We start from the raw sequence: 23,465 nt of genomic DNA on the forward strand, positions 1-23,465 counted from the left end.
GGCATGAGCGGGCTCACCCGCCTGACACTGGCCGCCTGGGCGGCCTCCCTGATGGCCGCCGGGGCGCTGCTGCCGCTGGTCGAGCCGGCCACCTGGATCTTCACCGCCGCCTTCCTGCTGGCGCTGCAGAGCGCCGTCGGCATGGCGTGCCGACGGGTGCCGCTGGCCCGGCCGCTGACGATCGGCGCCCAGCTGCTGGTCGGCGTGGTCGCGCTGACCGTGATCTTCGCCCGGGAGCAGGCGGTCCTCGGGTTCCTGCCCGGGCCGCTCGCCGTCCAGCGGGTGGCCGAGCTGTTCCGGCTCGGTGCCGAGGACGTCGGCACCTACGCGATCCCCGCCCCGGACACCGAGGGCATCCGGCTCATGGTGGTCGCCGGCGTGCTGGCGATCGGGCTGCTCGTGGACGTCCTGGCGGTCACCTTCCGCCGCGCCGCGCCGGCCGGTCTGCCGCTGCTCGCGCTGTACTCGGTGGCCGCCGGGCTCTCCGGGGGCGGCGCGGGCCGGCTCTGGTTCCTGCTCGCCGCCACCGGCTATCTGCTGCTCCTCCTCGCCGAGGGCCGCGACCGCCTCTCGGCCTGGGGCCGGGTCTTCGGCGGGACCCGGCGCTCCGGCCGGGCCGGGTCGATGGCCGGCACCGGCGGGCCGTCCTTCGCGCCGGTGCGTACCGGCCGCCGGATCGGCGCCGTCGCCATGGGCACCGCCCTGGTGGTGCCGCTCGTCCTGCCCGGCTTCTCCGGCGGGCTGCTCGGCGGCGGCGGAGCGGGGGGCGCGGGCGCGGGGCGCGGGGGCGGCGGCACGATCGCGGCCGTGAACCCGCTGGTCTCCCTCCAGGACAACCTGCGGCAGCCGGAGGACTTCGAGGTCCTCCGCTACCGGACCAACGCCGCGGACAACAGCGACCTGTATCTGCGGCTGGTCGCCCTCGACCAGTTCGACGGCACCTCGTGGAAGTCCTCGGTCCGCCCGATCGAGGCGGTGCCGAAGTCGCTGCCGTGGCCCGACGGTCTCTCCCAGTCCGTCCGCACCTCCGAGGTGACCAGCAACTTCGTCGCCGCCGAGGGGTACGACCAGAAGTGGCTGCCGATGCCGTTCCCGGCCGCCCGGGTGGAGGCCGAGGGCCGCTGGCGGTTCGAGCCGGCCGGCCGGATGCTCGTCGGCGACGACAAGCAGACCACCAAGGGCGTCCGCTATCAGGTGACCAGCCTCGACGTGCAGCCGACCGGCGAGCTGCTCGCCGCGGCCGGCCCGGCTCCGGAGCGCCTGCGCCAGGAGTACACCAAGGTGCCCGGCAGCCTCCCCGACGACGTGCGGACGACGGCTCTGATGGTCACCGCGGAGGCGCGGAACGACTACGAGCGGGCGGTCCTGCTCCAGGACTGGTTCGCCAAGAAGGGCGGCTTCCGCTACGACGTCGACGTGACGTCCGGGACGGGCACGGAGGCGATCTCCCGCTTCCTCAAGGAGAAGGAGGGGTTCTGCATCCACTTCTCCTTCTCCATGGCGGCGATGGCCCGCACGCTGGGCATCCCGGCGCGGGTCGCGGTCGGCTTCATGCCCGGGACCAAGCAGTCCGACGGTTCCGTGTCCGTCGGCATCCGGGACGCCCACGCCTGGCCCGAGCTGTACTTCGAGGGCGCAGGCTGGACCCGCTTCGAGCCGACGCCTTCCCGGGGCTCCACCCCGGCGTACACCCGGCGGGCCACCCCGACGGCCGGGCCGACCGGTCCCGCGCAGCCCTCGGAGGCGGCGTCTGCCCAGCCGTCGGCCGCGCCGAGGCCCACGGAGAGCTGCCCGGCGGAGATGCGCCGCCTGGGCGAGTGCGGCCAGGACCCGGCGGCGGTCGCGGACTCGTCCTCCGGCGGCGGTACGAACGTGCTGAAGGCGGCCGGATGGTCGCTGGCCGTCCTGCTGGCCCTGGGCCTGCTGTGCGTCCCGCTGCTGTGGCGGACCCGGGTGCGGGCCCGCCGGCTCGCCCCCGCGGGCGGGCCGCTGGCGGTGTGGCGCGAGATCGGCGACACGGCCTGGGACTACGGGGTGGAGCCGGACGAGGCGCAGACGCCACGGAGAACGGCGGAGCGGATCGTCCGGGCGGGTGAGCTGGACGGTGCCGCCGCGGAGGCGGTGCACCGGGTGGCGGGGGCGGTCGAGGAGGCCCTCTACGCGCCTTCGCCGCCGCCGGTCCACGGGCTGGCGCGGGATGCCGAGCTGGTACGGGCCGGGTTCCACGCGCGTGCCCCGCGCGGGGTACGCCTCCGGGCCCTCTTCGCTCCTCGCTCGGCGGCCCGCCTCCACTGGGCGGCCTCCGCCCGCTGGACCCACCTGAAATCCCGGGCCGCCCAGGCCACCACCCGCTGACCCCGGGTGCGGCCCGCCGGGGGGTGCCTTCTGGTGGCCCTTCGGGTGGGCATCCGGTGGGCATCCGGTGGGCATCCGCTCCGCGAGGGCGGGTGCCCACGCGTCGGGTTCGGCTCACGCGCCGGACCCGGCTCGGGGCGGCGGCGCACTGGGGCGCGCCTCCGCGAGGTCGGGTGCCCTGGACGGGGTCTTGGGGCGCCCCGGCGGAACGCCTGCTCGCGGCGAAACGACGGCGCCGCCACGGCACGAACCGCTCCCCCGGAACGGCGGCGCCCCGCCGGGGCTCGGGGCCGGCGGGGCGCGGGGTCGGGGGTGCGGGGTCTCCGCTCACGGGGCCGTCAGTGGCCGCCGCCCTGCTGCTCGTCGCGGCGGCGCTGCCACCGCGCTTCGATCCGGTCCATCATGGAGCGTCGCGCCCGGGTCTGACGGCCTCCGGCCGTCGTCCCACCTCTGGCCTGCTGCGGCTGCTCCCCCGGCTTCGGCGCCTTGCGCCAACCGGTGACCGCCAGGACCGCGCAGCCCAGCATGACGAGGAATCCCACCACGCTGATCCAGATCTGCTGTGCGACCATTCCGGCCATGAGGAGCGCGATACCCACCAGGAAGCCGGCGACTGCCTGATACACCCGTCGCCGGGTGTACGTGCGCAGCCCGCTTCCCTCGAGCGCTGTCGCGAACTTGGGGTCTTCGGCGTACAGCGCTCGCTCCATCTGCTCGAGCATTCGCTGCTCGTGCTCCGAGAGCGGCACGGAGTCCTCCTAGTCGTCGGTCGCGGGGGCGACCGGTTTGCGGCCCTTTCAGGATAGGCAGGGAATCGCCCCCGTGAAACCCGCCCTCAATACCGATCAGCCAATCCGGGCCGCCATGCGGTTCGGTTGGTGAGGCGTTGATTCCCCAGCCGCCCGCCCGTCATGCCGGATGGTTCCCCTCGATCATACGGCGCGAAGCCGCATATGGGGCGGCCTGTGGCAGAGCCGGGCCCGCACCTCCGAACGGGTGGCGCGGCCCCGGAGTTCCGCCGGGTCAGGCCGGCTTCTCGGCGAGCAGGTGGAGCTGGGTGGCGACGGCGTGGAAGGCCGGCAGTTCGGCGGCGGCCGCCTCCAGCTTCAGCAGGGCCTCGGCGGCGCCGGGCTCGGTGTCGACGAGGACGCCGGGGACGAGGTCGGCGAAGATCCGTACGCCGTGGACGGCGCTCACCGAGAGGCCGGCCTCCTCGGCCAGGCCGGTGAGCTGGTCGGCGGTGAAGCGCCGGGGCACGGGGTCCCCGGCGCCCCAGCGGCCGTCGGGGTCGTCGAGCGCGGTCCGGGCCTCGGTGAAGTGTCCGGCGAGGGCACGGGCGAGGACCGCGCCGCCGAGGCCGGCACCGAGGAGGCTGAGCGCTCCGCCGGGGCGGAGCGCGGCCACGGTGTTCCGCACGCCTTCGGCCGGGTCGTCCACGTACTCCAGCACGCCGTGGCAGAGCACGGCGTCGTAGGCGCCTCGCTCGACCACCTCGAAGAGACCGTGCACGTCACCCTGGACGCCGGTCACCAGATCGGCGACGCCGGCCTCGGCGGCGCGCCGCTCCAGGGCGAAGAGCGCGTTGGGGCTGGGGTCGACGACGGTGACGCGGTGGCCGAGGCGGGCCACCGGCACCGCGAAGTTGCCGGAGCCGCCACCGGTGTCGAGGACGTCCAGGGCGGCCTTCCCGGTGGTCCCGACCCGGCGGTCGAGGGCGTCCTTGAGGACGTCCCAGACGACGGCGGTTCGCAGGGAGGCGCGCGACGGGCGCGACGACGCCTCGCGGCCGAAGGCGGGGGAAGGGTCCGGCACGGCTCTTGACTCCTCGGTGACGGGTACGGACGACCCCACCCTATGGCCTCGGTGGCGCCGCGCGGATCAACCGGCCGCCCCGTCGGCCGGGGGCTGCCGGGGCAGCACCGGCTGGAGCACGAGGAGTCGCTCGACCAGGCGCAGGAAGTGGCCGGCGTCCCTGACGAGGTCGTCGGCCTCGCGCGGCGTCGCGGCGGCGGCGACACCGGCCTCGGCGAGGGCGCGGCGCGGCGCCCCGGAGGCGAAGAGCACGCTCCATTCGGTGAGCTCGGGCGCGAGCTGCGGCAGCAGCTCCCAGGCGCTCCTTATGGCCTGGCGCCTGTGGGTGCGGGGCGCGGGGCGGGCGCGCGCGGCGAGGACGGCGGCCGCGGCGCGCAGGGCGGCGAGGTGCGCGGTGGCGTACCTCTCGTGGGGCCGGTCGAGGGCGGCGGCCTCGTCGAGCCCGGCCCGGGCCTTGGCGAGCAGGTCGAGGGCGGCGGGCGGGGCGGTGGTCCGGCGGGACACGGGATGGACGTCGGCTGCTGCGAAAGGACTGGCCATGACGAGCCTCCTGTCGTCGGGTGACGGCGTTGTCGCCGTCTGTGTCCATCGTGCAGGCCCCCACTGACAATCGCCCTGACCTGCGGTTTTGCCAGGAAAGCAACCGACGGGTAACTTTTACACTGACCAGTCAGTTCAAAATGGGGAAGCGGGGGGTGGATCCGTGGGATCCGATGACCTGACCACGCGACCGTCTCCGGAGGGGGCCGGCGGGGAGGCCGGCACCGGCCACGAGCCGGCGGCGCACGGCGCCGAGCTCGTGGTCGAAGGGCTGGGGCTGAAAGGCCCGCGCGGCTGGGCCTTCCGGGACGTCTCCTTCCGCGCCGGGGCCGGTTCCCTGGTCGCGCTCGAAGGCCCGTCCGGAACCGGCCGCACCTGCCTGCTGCTCGCCCTCACCGGCCGGATGAAGACCGGCGAGGGCCGTGCCGAGGTCGGCGGGCTCCCGCTGCCGCGCCGGATGGCCGCCGTGCGCCGGATCGCCTCGCTCGGCCAGGTCCCCGGTGTCAGCGAGCTGGACCCGTCGCTCACGGTCGCCGAGCACCTGCGCGAGCGGGCGCTGCTCCAGCGCCGCTTCGACGGCTCGGTCCGCGCGCTGTTCCGCCGCCCCGGCACCCGGGCGGCCGAGACCAGGGCCCGGATCGACGAGGCCCTGGAGGCCGCCGGGCTCGACCTCTCCGCCCTCCCGAAGGCCGAGCGGACCTCCGTACGGGATCTGGAGCGCCTGGAGGCCCTGCGGCTGACGCTCGCGCTCGCGCTGATGGGCCGGCCCCGGCTGGTGGGAGTGGACGACACGGACCTGAAGCTGTCGGACGCCGACCGGGCCGAGGCGTGGGCACTGCTGCGCACGGTGGCAGCCTCCGGCACCACCGTCCTCGCCGTCTGCAGCGAGGCCCCGGCCGACGCCCTGCGCATCACCACGGTCGGCCCCGCCGACACCGCCGCACACACCGTCGACACCGCCGCGCCGGCCGCGGACGCCGCCTCGGCCCCGGACGCCGAAGACGCCGCAGACGCCGCAGAGGCCGCAGAGGCCGCAGAGGCCGCAGAGGCCGCAGAGGCGAACGACGCGGACGCGGAAGACGCCGAAGACGACATCACCGAGGAGGGGGCGGACGATGCGCTCGCCGAAACTGGCCGCTCTTGAGCTGAGGCGCTTCGGCAGGGGGAAGCTGCCGCGCGCCGCGCTCGTCGCGGTCCTGCTGCTGCCGCTGCTGTACGGAGCGCTCTACCTGTACTCGTTCTGGGACCCGTACAGCAGGCTCGACCGGCTGCCCGTGGCCCTGGTGAACGAGGACCGCGGCGCCACCGCCGACGGCAAGCGGATCACCGCGGGCGAGGACATCACCGAGGGGCTGCTGGACAGCAAGACCTTCGCGTGGCACCAGGTCAGCGACGCCGAGGCGCGCAAGGGCGTCGAGGACGGCACGTACTACCTGTCCCTGACCGTGCCCGGCGACTTCAGCGAGCGGATCGCGTCCAGCTCCGGAAACTCCCCGGAGACCGGCGCGCTGAAGGTCCGTACGAACGACTCCAACAACTACATCGTCGGCCAGATCTCGCGGACGGTCTTCTCCGAGGTGCGCACCGCCGCCTCCACGAAGTCCTCCCGGACCTTCCTCGACAAGATCTTCATCTCCTTCTCCGACATCCACGAGGCCACCGCCGAGGCCGCCAGGGGCGCGGCCGACCTGAAGAAGGGCGTGGACAAGGCCAAGAAGGGGTCGAAGGACCTCTCCGACGGCCTCACGGACGCCAAGACGGGCAGCAGCGACCTGGCCTCGGGCCTCAAGAAGCTGGACAAGGGGTCAAAGGACCTCCAGACCGGCTCGCGCAAGGTCGCGAACGGCACCCAGGCGCTCGCCGACAAGGTGAACGGCACCGCCGACAAGGTCCGCCCCTACCTGGCGAACAACGGCACGTCGATCCGCGACACCGCGAAGCTGGTCTCCGACTCGGCCACCGCCGCCCGCAACGACCTGGAGGACCTGGTCCGCCGCGCCCCGGCGCTGCGCACCGCCGCCCACAAGGCGGACGACACCCTCGGCCGGCTGCACCGCGAGTCCTGCGAGAAGCCCGGCGCCACCCCCTCCGTCCCGCCGGCCGAACTGCCGGAGGGCGTCACTCTGCCCGAGGGCGTCGCGCTGCCCGGGGGCGTCGCGCTGCCCGACTCCAAGCAGGTGTGCGCCGCGCTGAAGGAGGCGTCGACCACCGCCGGCGACGTGGCCACCGTCGCGGACGACGTGCACACGCTGACCAAGGACAGCAAGGGCGACCTGAAGACCCTCGACACCCGGCTGAAGAAGCTGAAGAAGGAGGCCGACGAACTGGCCGCCCGCGCCCCCCACCTGGACGAGGACGTCGAGGGCGCCATCCGGAAGATCAACGAGCTCAACAAGGGCGCGAAGAAGGTCGCCGACGGCGCCGCCCAGCTGCACACCGGCGTCACCGGCGCCCGCGCGGGCTCGGTCAGCCTGGACAGCGGGGTCGGGAAGCTGAAGAAGGGGGCCGGCGACCTCGACGGCGGCCTGTTCAAGCTCGCCGACGGCTCCGGCTCGCTCGCGACCGGCCTCAAGGACGGCGTCGACAAGATCCCGGACTACGACAAGGACGAGCGCGACCGGCGCACCGAGGTCATGGCCGACCCCGTACAGCTGGCCGCCCAGTCCCTGCACAAGGCGCCGAACTACGGCACGGGCTTCGCCCCGTACTTCATCCCGCTGTCCCTCTGGGTCGGCGCCATGGTCGCCTACATGATCATCCAGCCGATGAACCGGCGGGCCCTCGCCGCGGGCGCCTCCGCCTGGCGGATCGCGCTGGCCGGATGGTTCCCGGTGGCGGCCATCGGCGTCCTCCAGGTCGGCGCCCTCCTCGCCGTCCTGCACTGGGGACTCGGCCTGGAGATGACGAGGGCCGCCGGCACGGTCGGCTTCCTCGCCCTGGTGACCTGCTGCTTCGCCGCGATCATCCAGTGGCTGAACGCCCGCTTCGGCGCGGCCGGCCGGATCCTGGTGCTCGCGCTGCTCATGGTCCAGCTGACCTCGGCCGGCGGCACCTACCCGGTGCAGACCAGCCCGGGCTTCTTCAACGCCGTCCACCCCTTCCTGCCGATGACCCATGTGGTCGAGGCGCTGCGCCGGCTCATCACCGGCGGCGGGCTCGGTCCCGTCTGGCAGGCCGTCGCCGTCCTGACCGCCTTCACCCTGGGCGCGCTCGCCCTGACGGCGGTCACCGCGCGGCGCAAGCAGGTGTGGACGCTGGACCGGCTCCACCCCGAGCTGTCCCTGTGACCCGTACCGCCCCCTCTGTGAGAATCGACCCCATGGACAGCAGCAGAACCCGCCGTCAGGCGACCCGGGCCAAGCTCTACGAGGCGGCCGTCACCCTCATCGCCGAGCAGGGCTTCTCGGCCACGACGGTCGACGAGATCGCCGAGCGGGCCGGGGTCGCCAAGGGCACGGTCTACTACAACTTCAAGAGCAAGACCGAGCTCTTCGAGGAGCTGCTGCGCCACGGCGTCGCCCTGCTCACCGCCTCGCTGCGCACGGCCGCGGAGGAGACCGCGGACCGGGGCGGCAGCCGGGTCGCCGCGCTGGACGCGATGATCCGCGCGGGCCTCGTCTTCATCGACCGCTACCCGGCCTTCACCCAGCTGTACGTGGCCGAGCTCTGGCGCACCAACCGGGCCTGGAACTCCACGCTCCTCGTCGTCCGCCAGGAAGCCGTCGCCGTCGTGGAGGGCGTCCTGCGCGACGGCGTCGAGGCCGGCGAGCTGAGCGAGGAGATCGACGTCCAGCTGACGGCGGCGGCCCTGGTCGGCATGGTTCTGGTGGCCGCCCTCGACTGGAAGGCCTTCCAGAGCGAGCGCTCCCTGGACGACGTCCACGCGGCGCTGTCCCTGCTGCTGCACGGGCGCGTGGGCGGGGGCTGCTGAGTCGGATCCAGGATTTTGGATCCAAGCTCCGGGATCCGAAGTCCCGGAGCCCGCAGCGCTGATCCGGGATCCGGGATCCAATATCCACCGTCCAGGATCGTGGATCGTGGATCCAGAATCTCGGATCCAGAATCTCGGATCTCGGATCTCGGATCTCGGATCCAATATCTGAGCTCTTGGATCCCGGATATTGGATCCACCATCCAGAGCATCGGATTCTGGATCCACACAAACGAAAGCGCCGGTCCTGCCAGGCTCGATCCCCCCGAGCCACGCCGGACCGGCGCTTCCTTCGTACACCCCCGTGCACGTCCCCCGTGCCGGCAGGCGCGCGACCCCGTTCCGCCGCCCCGTGTCGGCGGTTCCGGAGCCGCGCCCCTTCCGTGGGTCCACTCTCTCCTCCCGGGGGCCCCTCCCCCATCCGCGCGGATACTCATCTCGGCCCCTAGGTACGGATACTCAGGCTCCTGGTGACGGGCGGGCGCGGCCTCGTTACGATCGCGAGCGTGTCCGTACTCCCCCTGGTCTTCACCAGCGGCTGGGCGAGCGGGATCAACGCCTACGCGGTGGTCCTGCTCCTCGGCTTCTTCGGCGCGACCGGCCTCACCGACGAGGTGCCCGAGTCGCTCCAGCGCACGGACGTCCTGATCGCGGCCGGCGTCCTGTTCCTCTGCGAGGCGGTCGCGGACAAGATCCCGTACGTGGACAACGTCTGGGACTCCGTCCACACGGTGATCAGGCCGGTCGCGGGGGCCGTGGTGGCGGCGCTGCTGGCCGGTGAGAGCGGTTCGCTGCCGGAGCTGGCGGCGGGCGCGGTCGGTGGTTCGACGGCGCTGATGAGCCATCTGGTCAAGGCGGGGACCCGGATGGCGGTGAACACCTCGCCGGAGCCGTTCTCCAACATCGCGCTGAGCACGGCCGAGGACCTCGGCGTGGCCGGGATCATCACCTTCGCGATGTTCCATCCGGTGGCGGCGGCGGTGATCGCCGCCGTGCTGCTGGCGCTCGGCGTCTGGCTGCTGATCTTCCTGGCCTCCAGGATCCGGCGCTTCCGGCGCCGTCGGGCGCAGCGCCGCGAGGAGCGCAGACTGGCGGCGGCCGAGGGCGGCCCACCTGCGGACCGCTCTGTCGGCGGGGGCCGATAAGGTCCCTGACATGGGACGGATTGTGGTGGTCGGCGCGGGTCTCGGCGCCATGGCGGCGGCGGCACGGCTGGCGATCGCCGGGCACACGGTGACGGTGTACGAGCGGGCGTCGACGTACGGCGGCGCGGTGGGCCGCTTCGAGCGGGACGGCTTCGCCTTCGACACGGGCCCCGGGCTGCTGCACCTGCCGGCGGTCTACCGCGATCTGTTCGTGAAGACGGGGAAGAGGCCGCTGGAGGAGTGCGTCGGGCTGAGCCAGGTCGATCCGGCCGCCCGGCACGTCTTCGCGGACGGCACGCGCGTGGACCTGCCGAACGCCTCCCGGGCGGGCACGGTCGCCGCCCTGGAGGCGGCGCTCGGCGCGGGCGCGGGCGAGCGCTGGGGGGAGTTCCTGGTGCGGGCCCGCGAGGCGTGGGACCGGACCCGTCGCCCGCTCCTCGAGGAGCCGCAGCCCGCCCGGCCGAAGGCGCTGGCCGACGAGCCGTACCCGGCGCTCAGGGCGGGGCTGCTCCGGCGTCCGACGCGGAGCCTCGCGCAGGTCGGCGAGCGGGAGCTGAGGGACCCGCGGCTCGTCGCGCTGCTGGACTCGTACGCGGAGGCGTACGGCTTCCCCGCGGCGAGCGCCCCGGCGTCCGCCGTCGTCCTGCCGTACATGGAGCAGACCTTCGGCAGCTGGTACGTGGCCGGCGGCGTCCGGGCGCTCGCGGACGCGGTGTACGAGCGCTGCCTGGAGCGGCGGGTGGAGTTCGTCTTCGACGCTCCCGTCGACGAGGTGCTGACCGAGGGCGAAGCCGCGGGCGAGCGGGCCGTCGGGGTGCGGCTGGAGTCCGGCGAGACGGTGGAGGCGGACCACGTGGTGGTCGGCGCGCCCGTGCCGGAGCTCTACCGCGAGCAGGTCCTGCCGTGGCGGTACAGCGACGAGTGGACGCACTTCCAGCGGCACGGCACCAGTCGTACGACCGTCCTGCTGGCCCTGCGCGGCGCCCGCGAGGAGGGGGCCGTGCACCGCACGGTGGTGCACGGCGACGGCGAGCGGCCGACGGTGACGGTGCTGCGGCCGGACGATCCGGCGTTGCGGCCCGACGCAGGCCACGAGACGGTGACGGTGTCCGCCCTGGTCCACGGGCTGCCCGAGGAGCAGTGGGCGGGGTTCGCCGCGCGGATGGTGGAGGCCGCGGCGCGGGCCGTGCCGGGTCTGGCGGAGCGGCTGCTCTGGCAGGAGGTCCGCACCCCGGAGGACGTACGGGCGGCGACGGGGACGGCCGAGGTGCCGGGCCCCGCGCTGGCGGACGCCCGTGTGGAGTGGCTCCCCGCGCCCAACCTCTCCCCGCTGCCCGGGCTCTACTTCGCGGGCGGCTGGTCGCATCCGGGCGGCGGGCTCGCCCACGCGGGCATGTCGGGCGCGCTGGTGGCCGGGCTGATCGTGGAGGGCGCGGAGTTCCGCGGCTCTCAGTGACCTGACCCGGCCGGCCGGCCTCCGTCCGGCCCGCGTCCGCGACCGGACGGCGTACTGAGCCCCCGTCCGGCCGGACGGGGGCTCAGTAACGGGGCCTCAGTAGCGGTACTGGGACTGCTCGTCGGGGTGCTGCTCGTAGCCGTACGGGCCCGGGGCGTGCGGCTGGGGCGGCTGCTGCTCGTCGGTGTCGCGCTGCTGCGGGACCCAGACTCCGCCGGGCGGCGTGTCGTAGCTGTACGAGGGGGCGGCGGCGTAGGAGTCGCCGTAGTACGAGGTGTACTGCTGGCCGTCGGTGGCGGGGCCGATGTACGGGTCGGAGTAGGCGGCGTACTGCTGCGGTGCGCCGGCGGCGCCGTAGTCGTAGCCGGGCTGCTGCTGCTCGTACCCGGCGGCGTAGGTGTCGTACGCGGGCGCGGGGGTGCCGGCGGGCGCGTAGCCGCCGGAGTCGAATCCGGCGCCGTCGTGACCACCGCCGGTGCCGTAGCCGCCGGTCTCGTAGGAGCCGGTCTCGTAGGAGCCGGTCTCGAAGCCGCCGTACACGGGGGTCTGCTGGGTCTGGTCGGGCTGTCCGCCGCCGTACACGCCGTACTGGCCGGTGTCCTCGGGCATCGGCTGCGGCTCGTAGACGGACGGCTGTTCGGCGCCGGCGTGCAGTTCCTCGGCGTCGGGGCCGGGGGCGTGGGCCGCGGTGGAGTCCTCGTAGGAGAGGCCGGAGACTTCGAGGGTGGGGCCCGCCTCGACGGCCTGGCCCGCCTTGCGGCGGCGGCTGGCGCCGGGGTTGCCGCCGATCGCCCAGCCGGTGGAGAAGCCGCGGCGGAAGGAGAGGGTCACGAAGGTCTGGCCGACGGCGAAGGCGATCGCGCCGGCGATGATCACCAGCGTCGATGCCAGCAGCACGCCGACGACCACGCCGAGGAAGCCGCAGAAGGCGAGGATCCGCCAGCGCAGCCGGGCCTTGTACTGGAGGAGCACCTCGCCCAGCAGCCAGAGCGCCACCAGACCGAACGCGATGTAGAGGACCGTCGTCCACCCCATGCCCCGAAGCCCCTCTCTACGGCCTCCGCCGCGGGTCGGGGCGGGTACGACCGGTCAGGACTGCTGGTGCAGTCCGAGATTCTCGTAGATCTCGAGCGTCGCGGTGGAGCTGTTGAGCGTGATGAAGTGCAGTCCCGGGACACCCTCGTCCAGCAGGCGCGCGCAGAACTCCGTCGCGAACTCGATACCGATGGAGCGTACAGCGGCGGGATCGTCCTTGACCGCGAGGATGCGTTCTTTCACATCCGCGGGGAAGGTGGCGTTGCTGAGCTGGGGCAGCCGGTCGAGGGTCTTCACGTTCACGACGGGCATGACCTCGGGGATGATCGGGGTGTCGCAGCCCGCCTTCTCGGCGCTGTCGCGCAGCCGCAGGTAGTTCTCCGGGTCGAAGAACATCTGGGTGATCGCGTAGTCGGCGCCGGCCCTGCACTTGTCGACGAAGTGCCGGACGTCGGTGTCCCAGTCGGCGGAGCGGGGGTGCATCTCGGGGAAGGCGGCGACGCCGACGCAGAAGTCGCCGGACTCCTTGATGAGCCGGACCAGATCGGCGGCGTACCGGACGCCCTCGGGGTGCTCGACCCAGTCGCCCAGCGGGTCGCCGGGCGGGTCGCCGCGCAGGGCGAGCATGTTGCGGATGCCGGCGTCGGCGTACTGCCCGAGGACGTTCCGCAGCTCGGCGACCGAGTGGTCGACGGCGGTGAGGTGGGCCACCGGGGTGAGGGTGGTGTCCGAGGCGATCTTCTGGGTGGCCTTGACGGTGCCGCCGCGGGTGGAGCCGCCGGCGCCGTACGTCACGGAGACGAAGCTGGGGCCGACGGCCTCGACGCGGCGCATGGCGTTCCAGAGGCTCTGCTCGCCCTTCTCGGTCCGGGGCGCGTAGAACTCGAAGGAGTACGACGTGCTGCCGGAGGCGAGGATCTCGCGGACCGTGCGCGCGCGATCCGAACGGACGGAAGCGGTTCCAAGGGCCATACGGGCAGGTTAGACGGGGTCCAGGTGGCGCGGAAACCGCGTCCGAGTCGTGGACACCGTTTCGGACACCGGTACGACGCCTTCCGGGCGGTTCCCGCCGCCCGGAAGCGACATGGCCTCGGACGGCGGGCGTCCGCGCGCGTCAGGCGTCCGCGCGTTTCAGGCAGCCGCGGGCCTTCAGGAGCCGGTCCTCGGTAGTGGTGCAGGCGTCCGCGGGCGTCAGGCGTCCGCGCGCTCCCGGACGCGCTTGGCGAGGGAGGCGGCGGCCGCCGCCGGGTCGTCGGCCTCGGTGAGCGCGCGGACGACGACGATCCTGCGGGCTCCGGCGTCCAGCACCTGGTCGAGGTTGGTCTCGTCGATGCCGCCGATGGCGAACCAGGGGCGGTCCTGGGCGAGCCCCGCCGCGTACCGCACCAGGTCGAGGCCGGGGGCGTACCGTCCGGGCTTGGTGGGAGTGGGCCAGCAGGGGCCGGTGCAGAAGTAGTCGACGCCGGGCTCGGCGGCGGCCGCGGCCACCTCGGACTCGGCGTGGCAGGAGCGTCCGATCAGCACCTCGTCGCCGAGGACGGCGCGGGCGGCGGGGACGGGCAGGTCGCCCTGGCCGAGGTGGAGCACGTCGGAGCCGATGGCGTGGGCGACGTCGGCCCGGTCGTTCACGGCGAGGAGCTTGCCGTGCCGGCGGGCGGCCTCGGCGAAGACGGCCAGGTGCTCCAGCTCCTCGCCGGCCTCCATGCCCTTGTCGCGGAGCTGCACGATGTCGACGCCGGAGGAGAGCACGGCGTCGAGGAAGGCGGGCAGGTCGCCCTGGCGCTTCCGGGCGCCGGTGCACAGGTAGAGCCGGGCGTCGGCGAGCCGCTCACGAGGCGTGGGCATGGTGGTTCCCCCCGTCGGGTGGTGCCGGTGCCGCGGCGCGGGGCCGCGGCACCGGCGGTGGTGGTCCGGTGTGTCAGACGGCGAGCGCCTGGGCGCGGCGCTTCACCTCCGTACCGCGATTCTCGCCGAGGGCCTGCGCGGGGGTGCCGGGCAGGGTCGGGTCCGGGGTGAAGAGCCACTCCAGCATCTCCTCGTCGGAGAAGCCGTCGTCCTTGAGGAGCGTCAGGGTGCCGGCGAGGCCCTTGACGACCTTGTCGCCCTGGATGAAGGCGGCGGGCACCTGGAGCGCGTTGTTCTCCCCGCGGCGCACGGCGATCAGCTGGCCCTCCTTCACCAGCTGCCGCACCCGCGTCACCTCGACGTCGAGCATCTCCGCGATGTCGGGGAGGTAGAGCCAGGCGGGGACGAGAGCATCGATGTTTGCGTCAATCTCGGTCACGGGACAAGCCTGCCATCCGGGACCGACAGCCGGTAGTCGGGCCGCCCCCGCCACCTCCGTCCGGGGGTCAGGAGCCACTCCGGCGGACCGCCGACTTCAGCGGGACGGCCGGGTCGGCGGCCCGCTCGGGGTCGACGGGGGTGCCGGCCTCGATGAGCTTGCGCCCCTGGGCGAGGTCGCGGGGGCGGCCCACGGCGAGCAGCGCGACCGGCACCCCGTCACGCAGCCAGAGCACCGACCAGGAGGCGCCGGAGGAGTCGCCGCGCCGCACCAGCGTGTCGGCGCCGGCGTGGTGGCCGGCGTACTGGACGAAGCGGCCGAACTGCTCGGACCAGAAGTACGGGACGGGGTCGTACGGCTCCGGCTCCGCGCCCTCGGCGCCGGTGATGCACGCGGCGACCGTGCGGGGGCCCTGGAGGGCGTTGTCCCAGTGGTGGACGAGGAGCCGTTCGCCGTAGCGGGCGGAGGGGAAGGAGGCGCAGTCGCCGACCGCGTACACGTCGGGCAGCGAGGTGCGGAGGCGGTCGTCGGCGGTGACGGCGCCGCTGGGGTCGAGGGCGATGCCGGAGCCCGCGAGCCAGTCGGTGGCGGGGCGGGCGCCGATGCCGACGACGACGGCGCCGGCGGGCAGCTCGCGGCCGTCGGCGAGGACGACGGCGCCGGGCCGGACGGTGGCCACGCGCGCGTGGGTGAGGAGTTCGGCGCCGCTCTCGGCGTACCAGCCGGCCATGGCGGTGGTGACCTCGGCGGGCAGGGCGCCGGCGAGCGGCAGGGCGGCGGCCTCGACGACGGTGACGGCGCAGCCGGCCTCGCGGGCGGCGGTGGCGAACTCGGCGCCGATCCAGCCGGCTCCGACGACGACGACCGGGCCGCCGCCCGCGAGGACGGGGCCGAGGCGGACGGCGTCGTCGAGGGTGCGCAGCAGGTGGACGCCGGGGACGCCCTCGGTGCCGGGGAGCGTGAGCGGGTGGGCGCCGGTGGCGAGGACGAGGGTGTCGTACGGGAAGCGTCCCGCCTCGGTGACGAGCTCGCGCTCGGCGGGGCGCACTCCGGTGACGTCGAGGCCGAGCCTGAGGTCGACGCCGAGGGACTCGAAGTCGACGTCGAAGGCGGAGTGCTCGGCCTTGCCGAGGAGGACGGCCTTGGAGAGCGGGGGCCGGTCGTAGGGCTGGTGGGGTTCGGCGCCGATGAGGGTGACGGGGCCTTCGAAGCCCTGCTCGCGCAGGGCGACGGCGGTCTGCACGCCCGCCATGCCCGCGCCGACGATCACGACGTGCCGCTGGGTCTGCTTCTGCTCGCTCACCCGTCCACCTTACGCAGCTGACGATCCGTCAGGAAGGGAGGTGCCCTGTGACCCCCCGGCCTCGGGGGCTAGGGTGGCGGGCACACACCACTCGCGGGAGCCCGGACGCACCGGGCTGAGAGGGAGGCTGGCCGGCCTCCGACCGTACGAACCTGATCCGGGTCATGCCGGCGAAGGGAGGGGCGGGAACGCCCATGCGTACGTCCGAAGCACACCGGAACGAACCCACCACCGACGTGCTCGTCGTCGGCGGCGGCGTCATCGGCCTGGTCACGGCCTGGCGGGCGGCCCTGCGCGGGCTGAGCGTCGCGGTCGTCGACCCCGAGCCGGGCGGCGGCGCCGCCCGGGTCGCGGCCGGGATGCTCGCCGCCGTCACCGAACTGCACTACGGCGAGGAGACCCTGCTCGGGCTCAATCTCGCCTCGGCCGCGCGCTACCCCGCGTTCGTCGCCGAGCTGGAGGAGGCCACCGGCCTCGACGTCGGCTACCGCGCCTGCGGCACCCTCGCCGTCGCGCTCGACACCGACGACCGGGCCCACCTGCGTGAACTCCATGCCCTCCAGACCCGCTGCGGGCTCGCCTCCGAGTGGCTGAGCGGCCGCGAGTGCCGCCGCCTCGAACCCATGCTGGCGCCCGGGGTGCGCGGCGGACTCCGGGTGGACGGCGACCACCAGGTGGACCCGCGCCGGCTGGCCGCCGCGCTGCTCAGGGCCTGCGAGCGGGCCGGGGTGGTCTTCCACCGGGCGCTCGCGGAGCGGCTCGTCGTGGTCCGCGAACGGGCGCGCGGGGTCGTCCTCGCCGACGGCACCGAACTCGCCGCGGGCCTGACGGTGCTCGCGGCGGGCAGCCTCAGCGGCCGGCTCGCGGGCGTGCCCGAAGCGGTGCTGCCGCCGGTCCGCCCGGTGAAGGGCCAGGTCCTGCGGCTGCGGATCCCCGCCCCGTACGCCCCCTTCCTCTCCCGGACCGTCCGGGCCGTGGTGCGCGGCAGCCACGTCTATCTGGTGCCGCGCGAGAACGGCGAGCTGGTCGTCGGCGCCACCAGCGAGGAGCTGGGCTGGGACACCACGGTGACCGCGGGCGGGGTGTACGAGCTGCTGCGCGACGCCCACGAGCTGGTCCCCGGTCTCACCGAGCTGCCGCTCACCGAGACCGTGGCCGGACTGCGCCCCGGCTCCCCCGACAACGCGCCGATGCTCGGGCCGAGCGCCCTGCCGGGCCTCCACCTGGCCACCGGCCACTACCGCAACGGGATCCTCCTCGCCCCCGTCACCGGCGACGTCATGGCGGAGGCGCTCGCCACGGGCGCCCTCCCCGACGAGGCGCGCCCCTTCTCCCCCCGCCGTTTCCCCCTCGCTCTCCCCGTACGTCAGGAGCAGCCCGCATGAACGTGTCCGTGAACGTCTCCGTGAACGGCGAGCCGCGCGCGCTCGCCGCCCCCGTCTCCCTGGCCTCCCTGGTGGCCGGTCTCACGACCGCCCCCGCCGGGGTGGCCGCCGCCGTCAACGAGGCGGTGGTGCCGCGCGGCGAGTGGGCGGCGACGCTGCTCGCCGACGGCGACCGGGTCGAGGTCCTGACCGCCGTGCAGGGGGGCTGAGCGCGATGTCCGACGACGTGTTCGTCCTCGGCGGTACGGAGTTCTCCTCCCGCCTCATCATGGGCACCGGCGGCGCCCCCAGCCTGGACGTCCTGGAGCGCTCGCTGGTCGCCAGCGGCACCGAGCTGACCACGGTCGCGATGCGCCGCCTCGACCCGACCGTGCAGGGCTCGGTCCTCTCCGTCCTGGACCGGCTCGGCATCCGCGTCCTGCCGAACACGGCGGGCTGCTACACGGCGGGCGAGGCCGTGCTGACGGCCCGGCTGGCCCGGGAGGCGCTGGGCACCGACTGGATCAAGCTGGAGGTGGTCGCGGACGAGCGGACCCTCCTGCCCGACGGGGTGGAGCTCCTCGACGCCGCCGAGACCCTGGTGGACGACGGCTTCACCGTCCTCCCGTACACCAACGACGACCCGATCCTGGCCCGGAAGCTGGAGGACGTGGGCTGCGCGGCGATCATGCCGCTCGGTTCCCCGATCGGCTCCGGCCTCGGCATCCGCAACCCGCACAACTTCGAGCTGATCACCGAGCGGGCGGGCGTGCCGGTGATCCTGGACGCCGGCGCGGGCACCGCCTCGGACGCGGCGCTCGCGATGGAACTGGGCTGTGCCGCGGTGATGCTCGCCTCGGCGGTCACCCGTGCGCAGGAGCCCGTCCTGATGGCCTCGGCGATGCGGCACGCGGTGGAGGCGGGCCGTCTCGCGCACCGCGCGGGCCGCATCCCCCGCCGCCACTTCGCGGAGGCGTCCTCCCCCGCGGAGGGCCGCGCCCGGCTGGACCCGGAACGCCCCGCGTTCTGACCCGGCGCGGAGCGGGGTACGTCACAAGCGTGCTGCGGTCGGGGCAGGCGGGGCGGGGCGTCCGTACCGGCTCGTAGACTCGACGCCGTGGACACGACCCTTCAGGACCCCCTCGTCGGGCGGCTGCTCGACGGCCGCTACCGCGTCGACGCGCGCATCGCCGTCGGCGGGATGGCCACGGTCTACCGGGCCGTGGACACCCGCCTCGACCGCGTCCTCGCGCTCAAGGTGATGCACCCCGCCCTGGCGGCCGACGCGGTCTTCGTCGAGCGGTTCATCCGCGAGGCGAAGTCCGTCGCCCGCCTCGCGCACCCGAACGTGGTCGCCGTCTTCGACCAGGGCGCCGAGGGCGCGTACGTCTACCTGGCGATGGAGTACGTCTCCGGCTGCACCCTGCGCGACGTGCTCCGCGAGCGCGGCGCCCTCCAGCCCCGCGCCGCCCTGGACATCCTGGAGCCGGTCCTCGCCGCGCTCGGCGCGGCGCACCGGGCCGGCTTCGTCCACCGGGACATGAAGCCGGAGAACGTCCTGATAGGGGACGACGGCCGGGTCAAGGTCGCCGACTTCGGGCTGGTCCGCTCGGTCGGCTCGGCGACCGCCACCACCGGCGCGGTCCTCGGCACCGTCTCGTACCTCGCCCCCGAGCAGATCGAGCACGGCACCGCCGACACCCGCGCCGACGTGTACGCCTGCGGCGTCGTGCTGTACGAGATGCTGACGGGCGGCAAGCCGCACGGCGGCGACACCCCGGCCCAGGTCCTCTACCAGCACCTGAACACCGACGTGCCGGCTCCGTCCGCCGCCGTCCCCGGGCTGCCGCTCGAACTGGACGAGCTGGTCGCCGCCGCCACCGCCCGCAACCCCGAGGTGCGCCCGCACGACGCCGTCGCGCTCCTCGCCCTGGCCCGGGAGGCGCGCGCGGCGCTCACCGACGCCCAGTTGGACGCGGTGCCGCCGCGCGCGCGGGCCGGGCAGCGGGACACCGGCGAGGACCGCACCGGTGTCATCGCCCGCCCGGTGCCCGGGCCGGAGGCCGGCGACCCGCACCCCGTGCAGCACACCAGCCGCCTCGCGACCCCCGAGCCCCCGCCGCCGGCCCGGCGCCGCCGCACCCGCCCGCTGCCGCCGCGCGGCCCGCTCCTCGTCGTCGTCGGTGTGCTGCTCGCCCTGGGCCTCGGCGCCGGCGTCTGGTACATCAACGCGGGCCAGTTCACCCGTGTCCCCGCCGTCCTCGGCCAGACCGAGCAGGTGGCCGCGGGACGGCTCGCCGACGCCGGCCTGGAGCTGGGCACGACGCGCCGCGCCTTCAGCGACGTGTACGAGCGCGGCACCGTGATGGGCGTCGACCCGGCGCCCGGCGAGCGGATCCGCAGCCACACCACCGTCACCCTCACCCTCTCCCGGGGGCCGGAGATCGTGAAGGTGCCCAATCTGAAGAACAAGCCGCTCGGCGAGGCCAAGCGGATCCTCGCGGAGCAGGGCCTCGCCCCCGGCGTGGTCACCACCGAGTTCAGCACCACCGTCGCCCAGGGCGCGGTGATCGGCTCCGACCCGGAGCCGGGCACCGAGCGCGCCCCGGACTCGGCCGTCGCCCTGCTCGTCAGCAAGGGCGCCCCGGTCGACGTCCCGGACGTGACCGGCGAGACCGTCGAGGACGCCACCGCCACCCTCCAGGAGGCCGGCCTCAAGGTCTCCGTCGCACCGGAGCGGGTCCACTCCCCCGAGGACGCGGGGGCGGTCGCCGCCCAGTCCCTCGCCGAGGGCAGCCGGGCCGCGAAGGGTGACACGATCACCCTGACCGTCTCGAAGGGACCGCGCCAGGTCGAGGTCCCGGACGTCGTCGGCATGACGACCGACGAGGCCCGCGAGGAGCTGGAGGCCGCCGGTTTCGAGGTGAAGGTGGAGAAGAACTTCCCCTTCCTCGGGGACGAGGTCACAGGTCAGTCGGTCGAGGGCGGCGGGACCGCTCCTGAGGGCTCCACCGTCGCCATCACGATCAAGGGAATCTGAGACACCCATGCGCAACCCCGTCGGCGGCCACGTCCCCGTGGCCGGCGGACTCGCCACGACCGGCCTGGGCTACGCCCGCGAGCTGGGCGCCGAGACCGTCCAGGTCTTCGTCGCCAACCCACGGGGCTGGGCCACCCCGACCGGCAACCCCGCCCAGGACGAACGCTTCCGGGAGGAGTGCGCCGCGGAGTCGCTCTCGGCCTGGGTGCACGCCCCGTACCTGATCAACTTCGGCTCCCACACCGAGGCGACCGTCGAGAAGTCGGTCGAGTCGCTGCGCCACTCGCTGCGCCGCGGCCGGGAGATCGGCGCGAAGGGCGTCGTCGTCCACACCGGCTCGGCGACCGGCGGCCGCCCCCGCGCGGAGGCGCTGGCGCAGGTACGGGAGCGGATGCTGCCGCTGCTCGACGAGCTGACCCACGAGGACGACCCGTACCTCCTCCTGGAGTCCACGGCCGGCCAGGGCTTCTCGCTCTGCTCCCGGGCGGAGGACTTCGGCCCCTACTTCGACGCGCTGGATCACCACCCCAAGCTGGGGATCTGCCTCGACACCTGCCACATCTTCGCGGCAGGCCACGACCTGGCGGAGCCGGGCGGGGCGGTACGGACGCTGGACGAGCTGGTGGCCACGGTCGGCGAGGGCCGGCTGCGGCTGATCCACGCCAACGACTCCAAGGACGTCTCCGGCGCGCGCAAGGACCGGCACGCCAACATCGGCGTCGGCCACATCGGCCAGGAGGCGTTCCGGCAGCTCCTGCGCCACCCGGCCACCGACGGCGTACCGCTGGTCATCGAGACGCCGGGCGGCAAGGAGGGTCACGTCGCCGACATCGAGCTGCTCAAGAAGCTGCGGGACTGATCCGGCCGGTCCGTCCTGTCCGGCCGTTCCGCGGCTGATCATTCCCGATTGAGGAATACCCCGAGGGGGTATACGGTTCCCGAGGAAGCAGGAACCGCTACCCGAGGTTGGGGGCACCCTCATGGAGCACGAAGCGCACCACGACCACACGGGACACACCGCCCACACGAGCAACTCCGCCCACGCGGACCACACGGGCCACACGGGCCACGAAGGCCATCACGCAGGTCACGGCGACCACGGCGGCCACGCGGGCCAGGCCGGCGGCGGGGCGTCCTGGAGCATGGCGGCGAAGGCGACCCTCCACTGCCTCACCGGCTGCGCCATCGGCGAGGTCCTGGGCATGATCATCGGCACCGCGCTGGGCTGGGGCAACGCGCAGACCATGATCCTCGCGATCACCCTCGCGTTCTTCTTCGGCTACGCGCTCACGCTGCGCGGCGTCCTCGCCGCCGGCCTGGACTTCAGGTCCGCCTTCAAGGTCGCGCTCGCCGCCGACACCCTCTCGATCGCCGTCATGGAGATCGTCGACAACGGCGTCCTGCTGCTCGTCCCCGGCGCCATGGACGCCCACCTGGACGCGCCGCTCTTCTGGGGCGCCCTCGCCTTCGCCTTCCTCGTCGCCTTCGTGGTCACCACGCCGGTGAACAAGTGGCTGATCGGCCGCGGCAAGGGCCACGCGGTGGTGCACCGGTACCACCACTGAACGCGGACCCGCGGCGGCCCGGGGCTACAGCTCCGGGCCGTCGCCCGGTTCCTCCTGGTACGAGTACCGCTGCTCGGTCCACGGGTCACCGAGGTTGTGGTAGCCGCGCTCCTCCCAGAAGCCCCGGCGGTCGGCGGTCATGTACTCCACGCCGCGGACCCACTTCGGGCCCTTCCACGCGTACAGGTGCGGCACGACGAGCCGCAGCGGGAAGCCGTGCTCCGCGGTGAGCAGCTCGCCGTCCTTGTGGGTGGCGAAGATCGTGCCCTCGGCCGCGAAGTCGGCGAGCCGCATGTTGGCGCTGTAGCCGTACTCGGCCCAGACCATCACGTGCGTGACGTGCGGCGCGGGCGGCGCGAGCTCCAGGACCGTCCGGGCGGCGACCCCGCCCCACTCCGCGCCGAGCATGCTGAACTTGGTCACGCAGTGCAGATCGGCCACCACCGAGGAGAACGGCAGGGCCGAGAACTCCTCGTGGTTCCAGCAGCGCTTGTCGCCGTCCGCGGTGGCACCGAAGACGCGGAACTCCCAGCGCTCGGGCTTGAACTTGGGCACGGGCCCGTAATGGGTGACCGGCCAGCCCCGCTGGAGTCTCTGCCCCGGCGGGAGCTCGGGAGAAATGTCCGCCATCCCCGCTTCCCGGTGTACCCCGCTCTCCGGCTGACCCATGTCATCCATGGTGACAGACGGCGAGGGGTGGTCATGACCAGCCACCCACCCGGACGCAGCCATTCGGGCAAGTCCTACTAAGCCTGCACTTACTGGACGACCCCCATTCGGAGTGCGAGGATGCGGCCATCCTGCCCTGTGAGAGGCCGGATACACCCCGTGATGGAAGGAACCTGGAGCGATGCAGGGCGACCCCGAGGTCCTGGAGTTTCTGAACGAGCAGCTGACCGGCGAGCTGACGGCCATCAACCAGTACTGGCTGCACTACCGCATCCAGGACAACAAGGGCTGGACGAAGCTCGCGAAGTACACCCGCGAAGAGTCCATCGACGAGATGAAGCACGCGGACAAGCTGACCGAGCGCATCCTGATGCTCGACGGCCTGCCCAACTACCAGCGGCTCTTCCACGTGCGCGTCGGCCAGACCATCACCGAGATGTTCCAGGCCGACCGCCAGGTCGAGGTGGAGGCGATCGACCGCCTGAAGAGGGGCATCGAGGTCATGCGCGCCAAGGGCGACATCACCTCGGCCAACCTCTTCGAGGAAATCCTCGCGGACGAGGAGCACCACATCGACTACCTGGACACGCAGCTGGAGCTGATCGAGTCCCTGGGCGAGGCGCTCTACATCTCGACCCTCATCGAGCAGCCGAGCTAGCGGGCCGCCCGAACGGGCTAGGCGGCCTCGGAGAGGTCGTCGAGACCATCGAGGCCGTCGAGGTCGGTGACGTCGGCGGCGAGGGCGGGCACACCCTTGTCCAGGAGCTCGCGGCGCGGGCAGTTCCCCCGCCCGAGGAGGGCCTGGATGCGACGGACGCACGAACCGCAGTCCGTGCCCGCCTTGCACGCGGAGGCGATCTGGCGGGGCGTGTGGGCGCCGGCCTCCGCGTGCTCCTTGACCTGCTTCTCCGTGACACCGAAGCATGAGCAGACGTACACGCGGTTCACCTCCCGCCGAGATCGATT

Annotated in this window: 23 protein-coding genes and 1 riboswitch; of the genes, 13 read left to right on the top strand and 10 right to left on the bottom strand. The window is 73.7% G+C overall.

The annotated features are described in order from the left end of the window. Positions 1 to 3 precede the first annotated feature (3 nt). Positions 4 to 2,355: a DUF3488 and DUF4129 domain-containing transglutaminase family protein gene (locus ACFYT9_RS10525; RefSeq protein ID WP_389162191.1), complete on the top strand. Its 2,352-nt coding sequence runs from the start codon at positions 4 to 6 to the stop codon at positions 2,353 to 2,355. 338 nt (positions 2,356 to 2,693) lie between these two features. Here the strand turns inward: ACFYT9_RS10525 and ACFYT9_RS10530 are convergent, their stop codons facing one another. The 3 genes from ACFYT9_RS10530 to ACFYT9_RS10540 all read right to left on the bottom strand — a co-directional run bounded on the left by ACFYT9_RS10530 (position 2,694) and on the right by ACFYT9_RS10540 (position 4,707). Continuing rightward, positions 2,694 to 3,104: a DUF3040 domain-containing protein gene (locus tag ACFYT9_RS10530; protein WP_387270802.1), complete on the bottom strand. Its 411-nt coding sequence runs from the start codon at positions 3,102 to 3,104 to the stop codon at positions 2,694 to 2,696. A gap of 274 nt (positions 3,105 to 3,378) precedes the next feature. Beyond that, entirely contained in the window at positions 3,379 to 4,167 is a 789-nt protein-coding gene (locus tag ACFYT9_RS10535) for a class I SAM-dependent methyltransferase (RefSeq protein ID WP_376602639.1), read from the bottom strand. Positions 4,168 to 4,233: 66 nt separating this feature from the next. Continuing rightward, a complete protein-coding gene (locus ACFYT9_RS10540) occupies positions 4,234 to 4,707 on the bottom strand; it encodes an SAV_6107 family HEPN domain-containing protein (RefSeq protein ID WP_389162193.1) in 474 nt (157 codons plus the stop codon). A 259-nt stretch (positions 4,708 to 4,966) separates the two neighbouring features. Between ACFYT9_RS10540 and ACFYT9_RS10545 the strand changes: the two genes are divergently transcribed. From ACFYT9_RS10545 to ACFYT9_RS10565, 5 genes are all read left to right on the top strand, one after another. Continuing rightward, on the top strand, positions 4,967 to 5,851 hold the full coding sequence (locus ACFYT9_RS10545; protein ID WP_389162706.1) for an ATP-binding cassette domain-containing protein: 885 nt from the start codon (positions 4,967 to 4,969) through the stop codon (positions 5,849 to 5,851). Then, positions 5,823 to 7,994, top strand: a complete 2,172-nt coding sequence (locus ACFYT9_RS10550) for a YhgE/Pip family protein (protein ID WP_389162195.1) — start codon at positions 5,823 to 5,825, stop codon at positions 7,992 to 7,994. The genes ACFYT9_RS10545 and ACFYT9_RS10550 overlap by 29 nt, the downstream gene beginning before the upstream one ends. A 32-nt stretch (positions 7,995 to 8,026) precedes the next feature. Next, entirely contained in the window at positions 8,027 to 8,638 is a 612-nt protein-coding gene (locus ACFYT9_RS10555; RefSeq protein WP_376602642.1) for a TetR/AcrR family transcriptional regulator, read from the top strand. Between the two features lie 506 nt (positions 8,639 to 9,144). Further along, positions 9,145 to 9,783, top strand: a complete 639-nt coding sequence (locus ACFYT9_RS10560) for a DUF4126 domain-containing protein (protein WP_360313547.1) — start codon at positions 9,145 to 9,147, stop codon at positions 9,781 to 9,783. A 10-nt stretch (positions 9,784 to 9,793) separates the two neighbouring features. Further along, entirely contained in the window at positions 9,794 to 11,239 is a 1,446-nt protein-coding gene (locus ACFYT9_RS10565; RefSeq protein ID WP_389162197.1) for a phytoene desaturase family protein, read from the top strand. Positions 11,240 to 11,335: 96 nt separating this feature from the next. Here the strand turns inward: ACFYT9_RS10565 and ACFYT9_RS10570 are convergent, their stop codons facing one another. The 5 genes from ACFYT9_RS10570 to ACFYT9_RS10590 all read right to left on the bottom strand — a co-directional run bounded on the left by ACFYT9_RS10570 (position 11,336) and on the right by ACFYT9_RS10590 (position 15,861). Beyond that, a complete protein-coding gene (locus ACFYT9_RS10570) occupies positions 11,336 to 12,274 on the bottom strand; it encodes a hypothetical protein (RefSeq protein WP_389162199.1) in 939 nt (312 codons plus the stop codon). 54 nt (positions 12,275 to 12,328) lie between these two features. Next, the gene (gene metF / locus ACFYT9_RS10575; RefSeq protein ID WP_387270811.1) at positions 12,329 to 13,246 is read right to left on the bottom strand and encodes a methylenetetrahydrofolate reductase [NAD(P)H]; all 918 of its coding nucleotides are present in this window, start codon (positions 13,244 to 13,246) and stop codon (positions 12,329 to 12,331) included. A gap of 219 nt (positions 13,247 to 13,465) precedes the next feature. Beyond that, positions 13,466 to 14,119 (bottom strand): thiamine phosphate synthase, encoded by a 654-nt coding sequence (thiE, locus tag ACFYT9_RS10580; RefSeq protein WP_389162200.1) that lies wholly within the window; start codon positions 14,117 to 14,119, stop codon positions 13,466 to 13,468. A 73-nt stretch (positions 14,120 to 14,192) separates the two neighbouring features. Continuing rightward, positions 14,193 to 14,558, bottom strand: coding sequence for an Rv2175c family DNA-binding protein (locus ACFYT9_RS10585; RefSeq protein WP_376600343.1), 366 nt, complete (start codon positions 14,556 to 14,558; stop codon positions 14,193 to 14,195). A gap of 67 nt (positions 14,559 to 14,625) precedes the next feature. Next, a complete protein-coding gene (locus tag ACFYT9_RS10590) occupies positions 14,626 to 15,861 on the bottom strand; it encodes an NAD(P)/FAD-dependent oxidoreductase (RefSeq protein WP_376600341.1) in 1,236 nt (411 codons plus the stop codon). 83 nt (positions 15,862 to 15,944) lie between these two features. After that, a riboswitch (TPP riboswitch) is annotated at positions 15,945 to 16,058 on the top strand. Here ACFYT9_RS10590 and thiO point away from each other — a divergent pair. From thiO to ACFYT9_RS10620, 6 genes are all read left to right on the top strand, one after another. Further along, entirely contained in the window at positions 16,056 to 17,246 is a 1,191-nt protein-coding gene (thiO, locus tag ACFYT9_RS10595; protein WP_389162201.1) for a glycine oxidase ThiO, read from the top strand. Its footprint overlaps the riboswitch before it by 3 nt. Continuing rightward, complete coding sequence (thiS, locus tag ACFYT9_RS10600) at positions 17,243 to 17,455, top strand: sulfur carrier protein ThiS (RefSeq protein ID WP_376600337.1); 213 nt, start codon at positions 17,243 to 17,245, stop codon at positions 17,453 to 17,455. The genes thiO and thiS overlap by 4 nt, the downstream gene beginning before the upstream one ends. Positions 17,456 to 17,460: 5 nt before the next feature. Further along, positions 17,461 to 18,255 carry a thiazole synthase gene (locus ACFYT9_RS10605; RefSeq protein WP_376600336.1) on the top strand — a complete coding sequence of 265 codons (795 nt, stop codon included), beginning with the start codon at positions 17,461 to 17,463 and terminating at the stop codon, positions 18,253 to 18,255. An 87-nt stretch (positions 18,256 to 18,342) separates the two neighbouring features. Further along, positions 18,343 to 20,265: a Stk1 family PASTA domain-containing Ser/Thr kinase gene (pknB, locus tag ACFYT9_RS10610; RefSeq protein ID WP_389162202.1), complete on the top strand. Its 1,923-nt coding sequence runs from the start codon at positions 18,343 to 18,345 to the stop codon at positions 20,263 to 20,265. Positions 20,266 to 20,272: 7 nt separating this feature from the next. Beyond that, on the top strand, positions 20,273 to 21,124 hold the full coding sequence (locus ACFYT9_RS10615) for a deoxyribonuclease IV (RefSeq protein ID WP_389162204.1): 852 nt from the start codon (positions 20,273 to 20,275) through the stop codon (positions 21,122 to 21,124). 121 nt (positions 21,125 to 21,245) lie between these two features. After that, positions 21,246 to 21,830, top strand: coding sequence for a DUF4396 domain-containing protein (locus ACFYT9_RS10620; protein WP_389162206.1), 585 nt, complete (start codon positions 21,246 to 21,248; stop codon positions 21,828 to 21,830). Between the two features lie 24 nt (positions 21,831 to 21,854). On the opposite strand, the gene ACFYT9_RS10625 is transcribed toward ACFYT9_RS10620, so the two are convergent. Beyond that, complete coding sequence (locus tag ACFYT9_RS10625) at positions 21,855 to 22,499, bottom strand: sulfite oxidase-like oxidoreductase (protein WP_376600329.1); 645 nt, start codon at positions 22,497 to 22,499, stop codon at positions 21,855 to 21,857. A gap of 181 nt (positions 22,500 to 22,680) precedes the next feature. Here ACFYT9_RS10625 and bfr point away from each other — a divergent pair, with 181 nt between their 5' ends. Next, complete coding sequence (gene bfr, locus ACFYT9_RS10630) at positions 22,681 to 23,157, top strand: bacterioferritin (RefSeq protein WP_015032978.1); 477 nt, start codon at positions 22,681 to 22,683, stop codon at positions 23,155 to 23,157. A 17-nt stretch (positions 23,158 to 23,174) separates the two neighbouring features. Here the strand turns inward: bfr and ACFYT9_RS10635 are convergent, their stop codons facing one another. After that, positions 23,175 to 23,447: a bacterioferritin-associated ferredoxin gene (locus ACFYT9_RS10635; RefSeq protein ID WP_387279494.1), complete on the bottom strand. Its 273-nt coding sequence runs from the start codon at positions 23,445 to 23,447 to the stop codon at positions 23,175 to 23,177. Between the last annotated feature and the right edge of the window lie 18 nt (positions 23,448 to 23,465).

Source organism: Streptomyces sp. NPDC004435 (assembly GCF_042873895.1).
GTDB lineage: Bacteria > Actinomycetota > Actinomycetes > Streptomycetales > Streptomycetaceae > Streptomyces.

Bases quoted from the DNA above. Each gene is read 5' to 3' on its own strand.
- ACFYT9_RS10525 (WP_389162191.1), top strand. From the start codon at position 4: ATGAGCGGGCTCACCCGCCTGACACTGGCCGCCTGGGCGGCCTCCCTG.
- ACFYT9_RS10540 (WP_389162193.1), bottom strand. From the start codon at position 4,707: ATGGCCAGTCCTTTCGCAGCAGCCGACGTCCATCCCGTGTCCCGCCGG.
- ACFYT9_RS10550 (WP_389162195.1), top strand. From the start codon at position 5,823: ATGCGCTCGCCGAAACTGGCCGCTCTTGAGCTGAGGCGCTTCGGCAGG.
- ACFYT9_RS10555 (WP_376602642.1), top strand. From the start codon at position 8,027: ATGGACAGCAGCAGAACCCGCCGTCAGGCGACCCGGGCCAAGCTCTAC.
- ACFYT9_RS10565 (WP_389162197.1), top strand. From the start codon at position 9,794: ATGGGACGGATTGTGGTGGTCGGCGCGGGTCTCGGCGCCATGGCGGCG.
- ACFYT9_RS10570 (WP_389162199.1), bottom strand. From the start codon at position 12,274: ATGGGGTGGACGACGGTCCTCTACATCGCGTTCGGTCTGGTGGCGCTC.
- metF (WP_387270811.1), bottom strand. From the start codon at position 13,246: ATGGCCCTTGGAACCGCTTCCGTCCGTTCGGATCGCGCGCGCACGGTC.
- thiE (WP_389162200.1), bottom strand. From the start codon at position 14,119: ATGCCCACGCCTCGTGAGCGGCTCGCCGACGCCCGGCTCTACCTGTGC.
- thiO (WP_389162201.1), top strand. From the start codon at position 16,056: ATGCGTACGTCCGAAGCACACCGGAACGAACCCACCACCGACGTGCTC.
- thiS (WP_376600337.1), top strand. From the start codon at position 17,243: ATGAACGTGTCCGTGAACGTCTCCGTGAACGGCGAGCCGCGCGCGCTC.
- ACFYT9_RS10605 (WP_376600336.1), top strand. From the start codon at position 17,461: ATGTCCGACGACGTGTTCGTCCTCGGCGGTACGGAGTTCTCCTCCCGC.
- ACFYT9_RS10615 (WP_389162204.1), top strand. From the start codon at position 20,273: ATGCGCAACCCCGTCGGCGGCCACGTCCCCGTGGCCGGCGGACTCGCC.
- ACFYT9_RS10620 (WP_389162206.1), top strand. From the start codon at position 21,246: ATGGAGCACGAAGCGCACCACGACCACACGGGACACACCGCCCACACG.
- ACFYT9_RS10625 (WP_376600329.1), bottom strand. From the start codon at position 22,499: ATGGGTCAGCCGGAGAGCGGGGTACACCGGGAAGCGGGGATGGCGGAC.
- bfr (WP_015032978.1), top strand. From the start codon at position 22,681: ATGCAGGGCGACCCCGAGGTCCTGGAGTTTCTGAACGAGCAGCTGACC.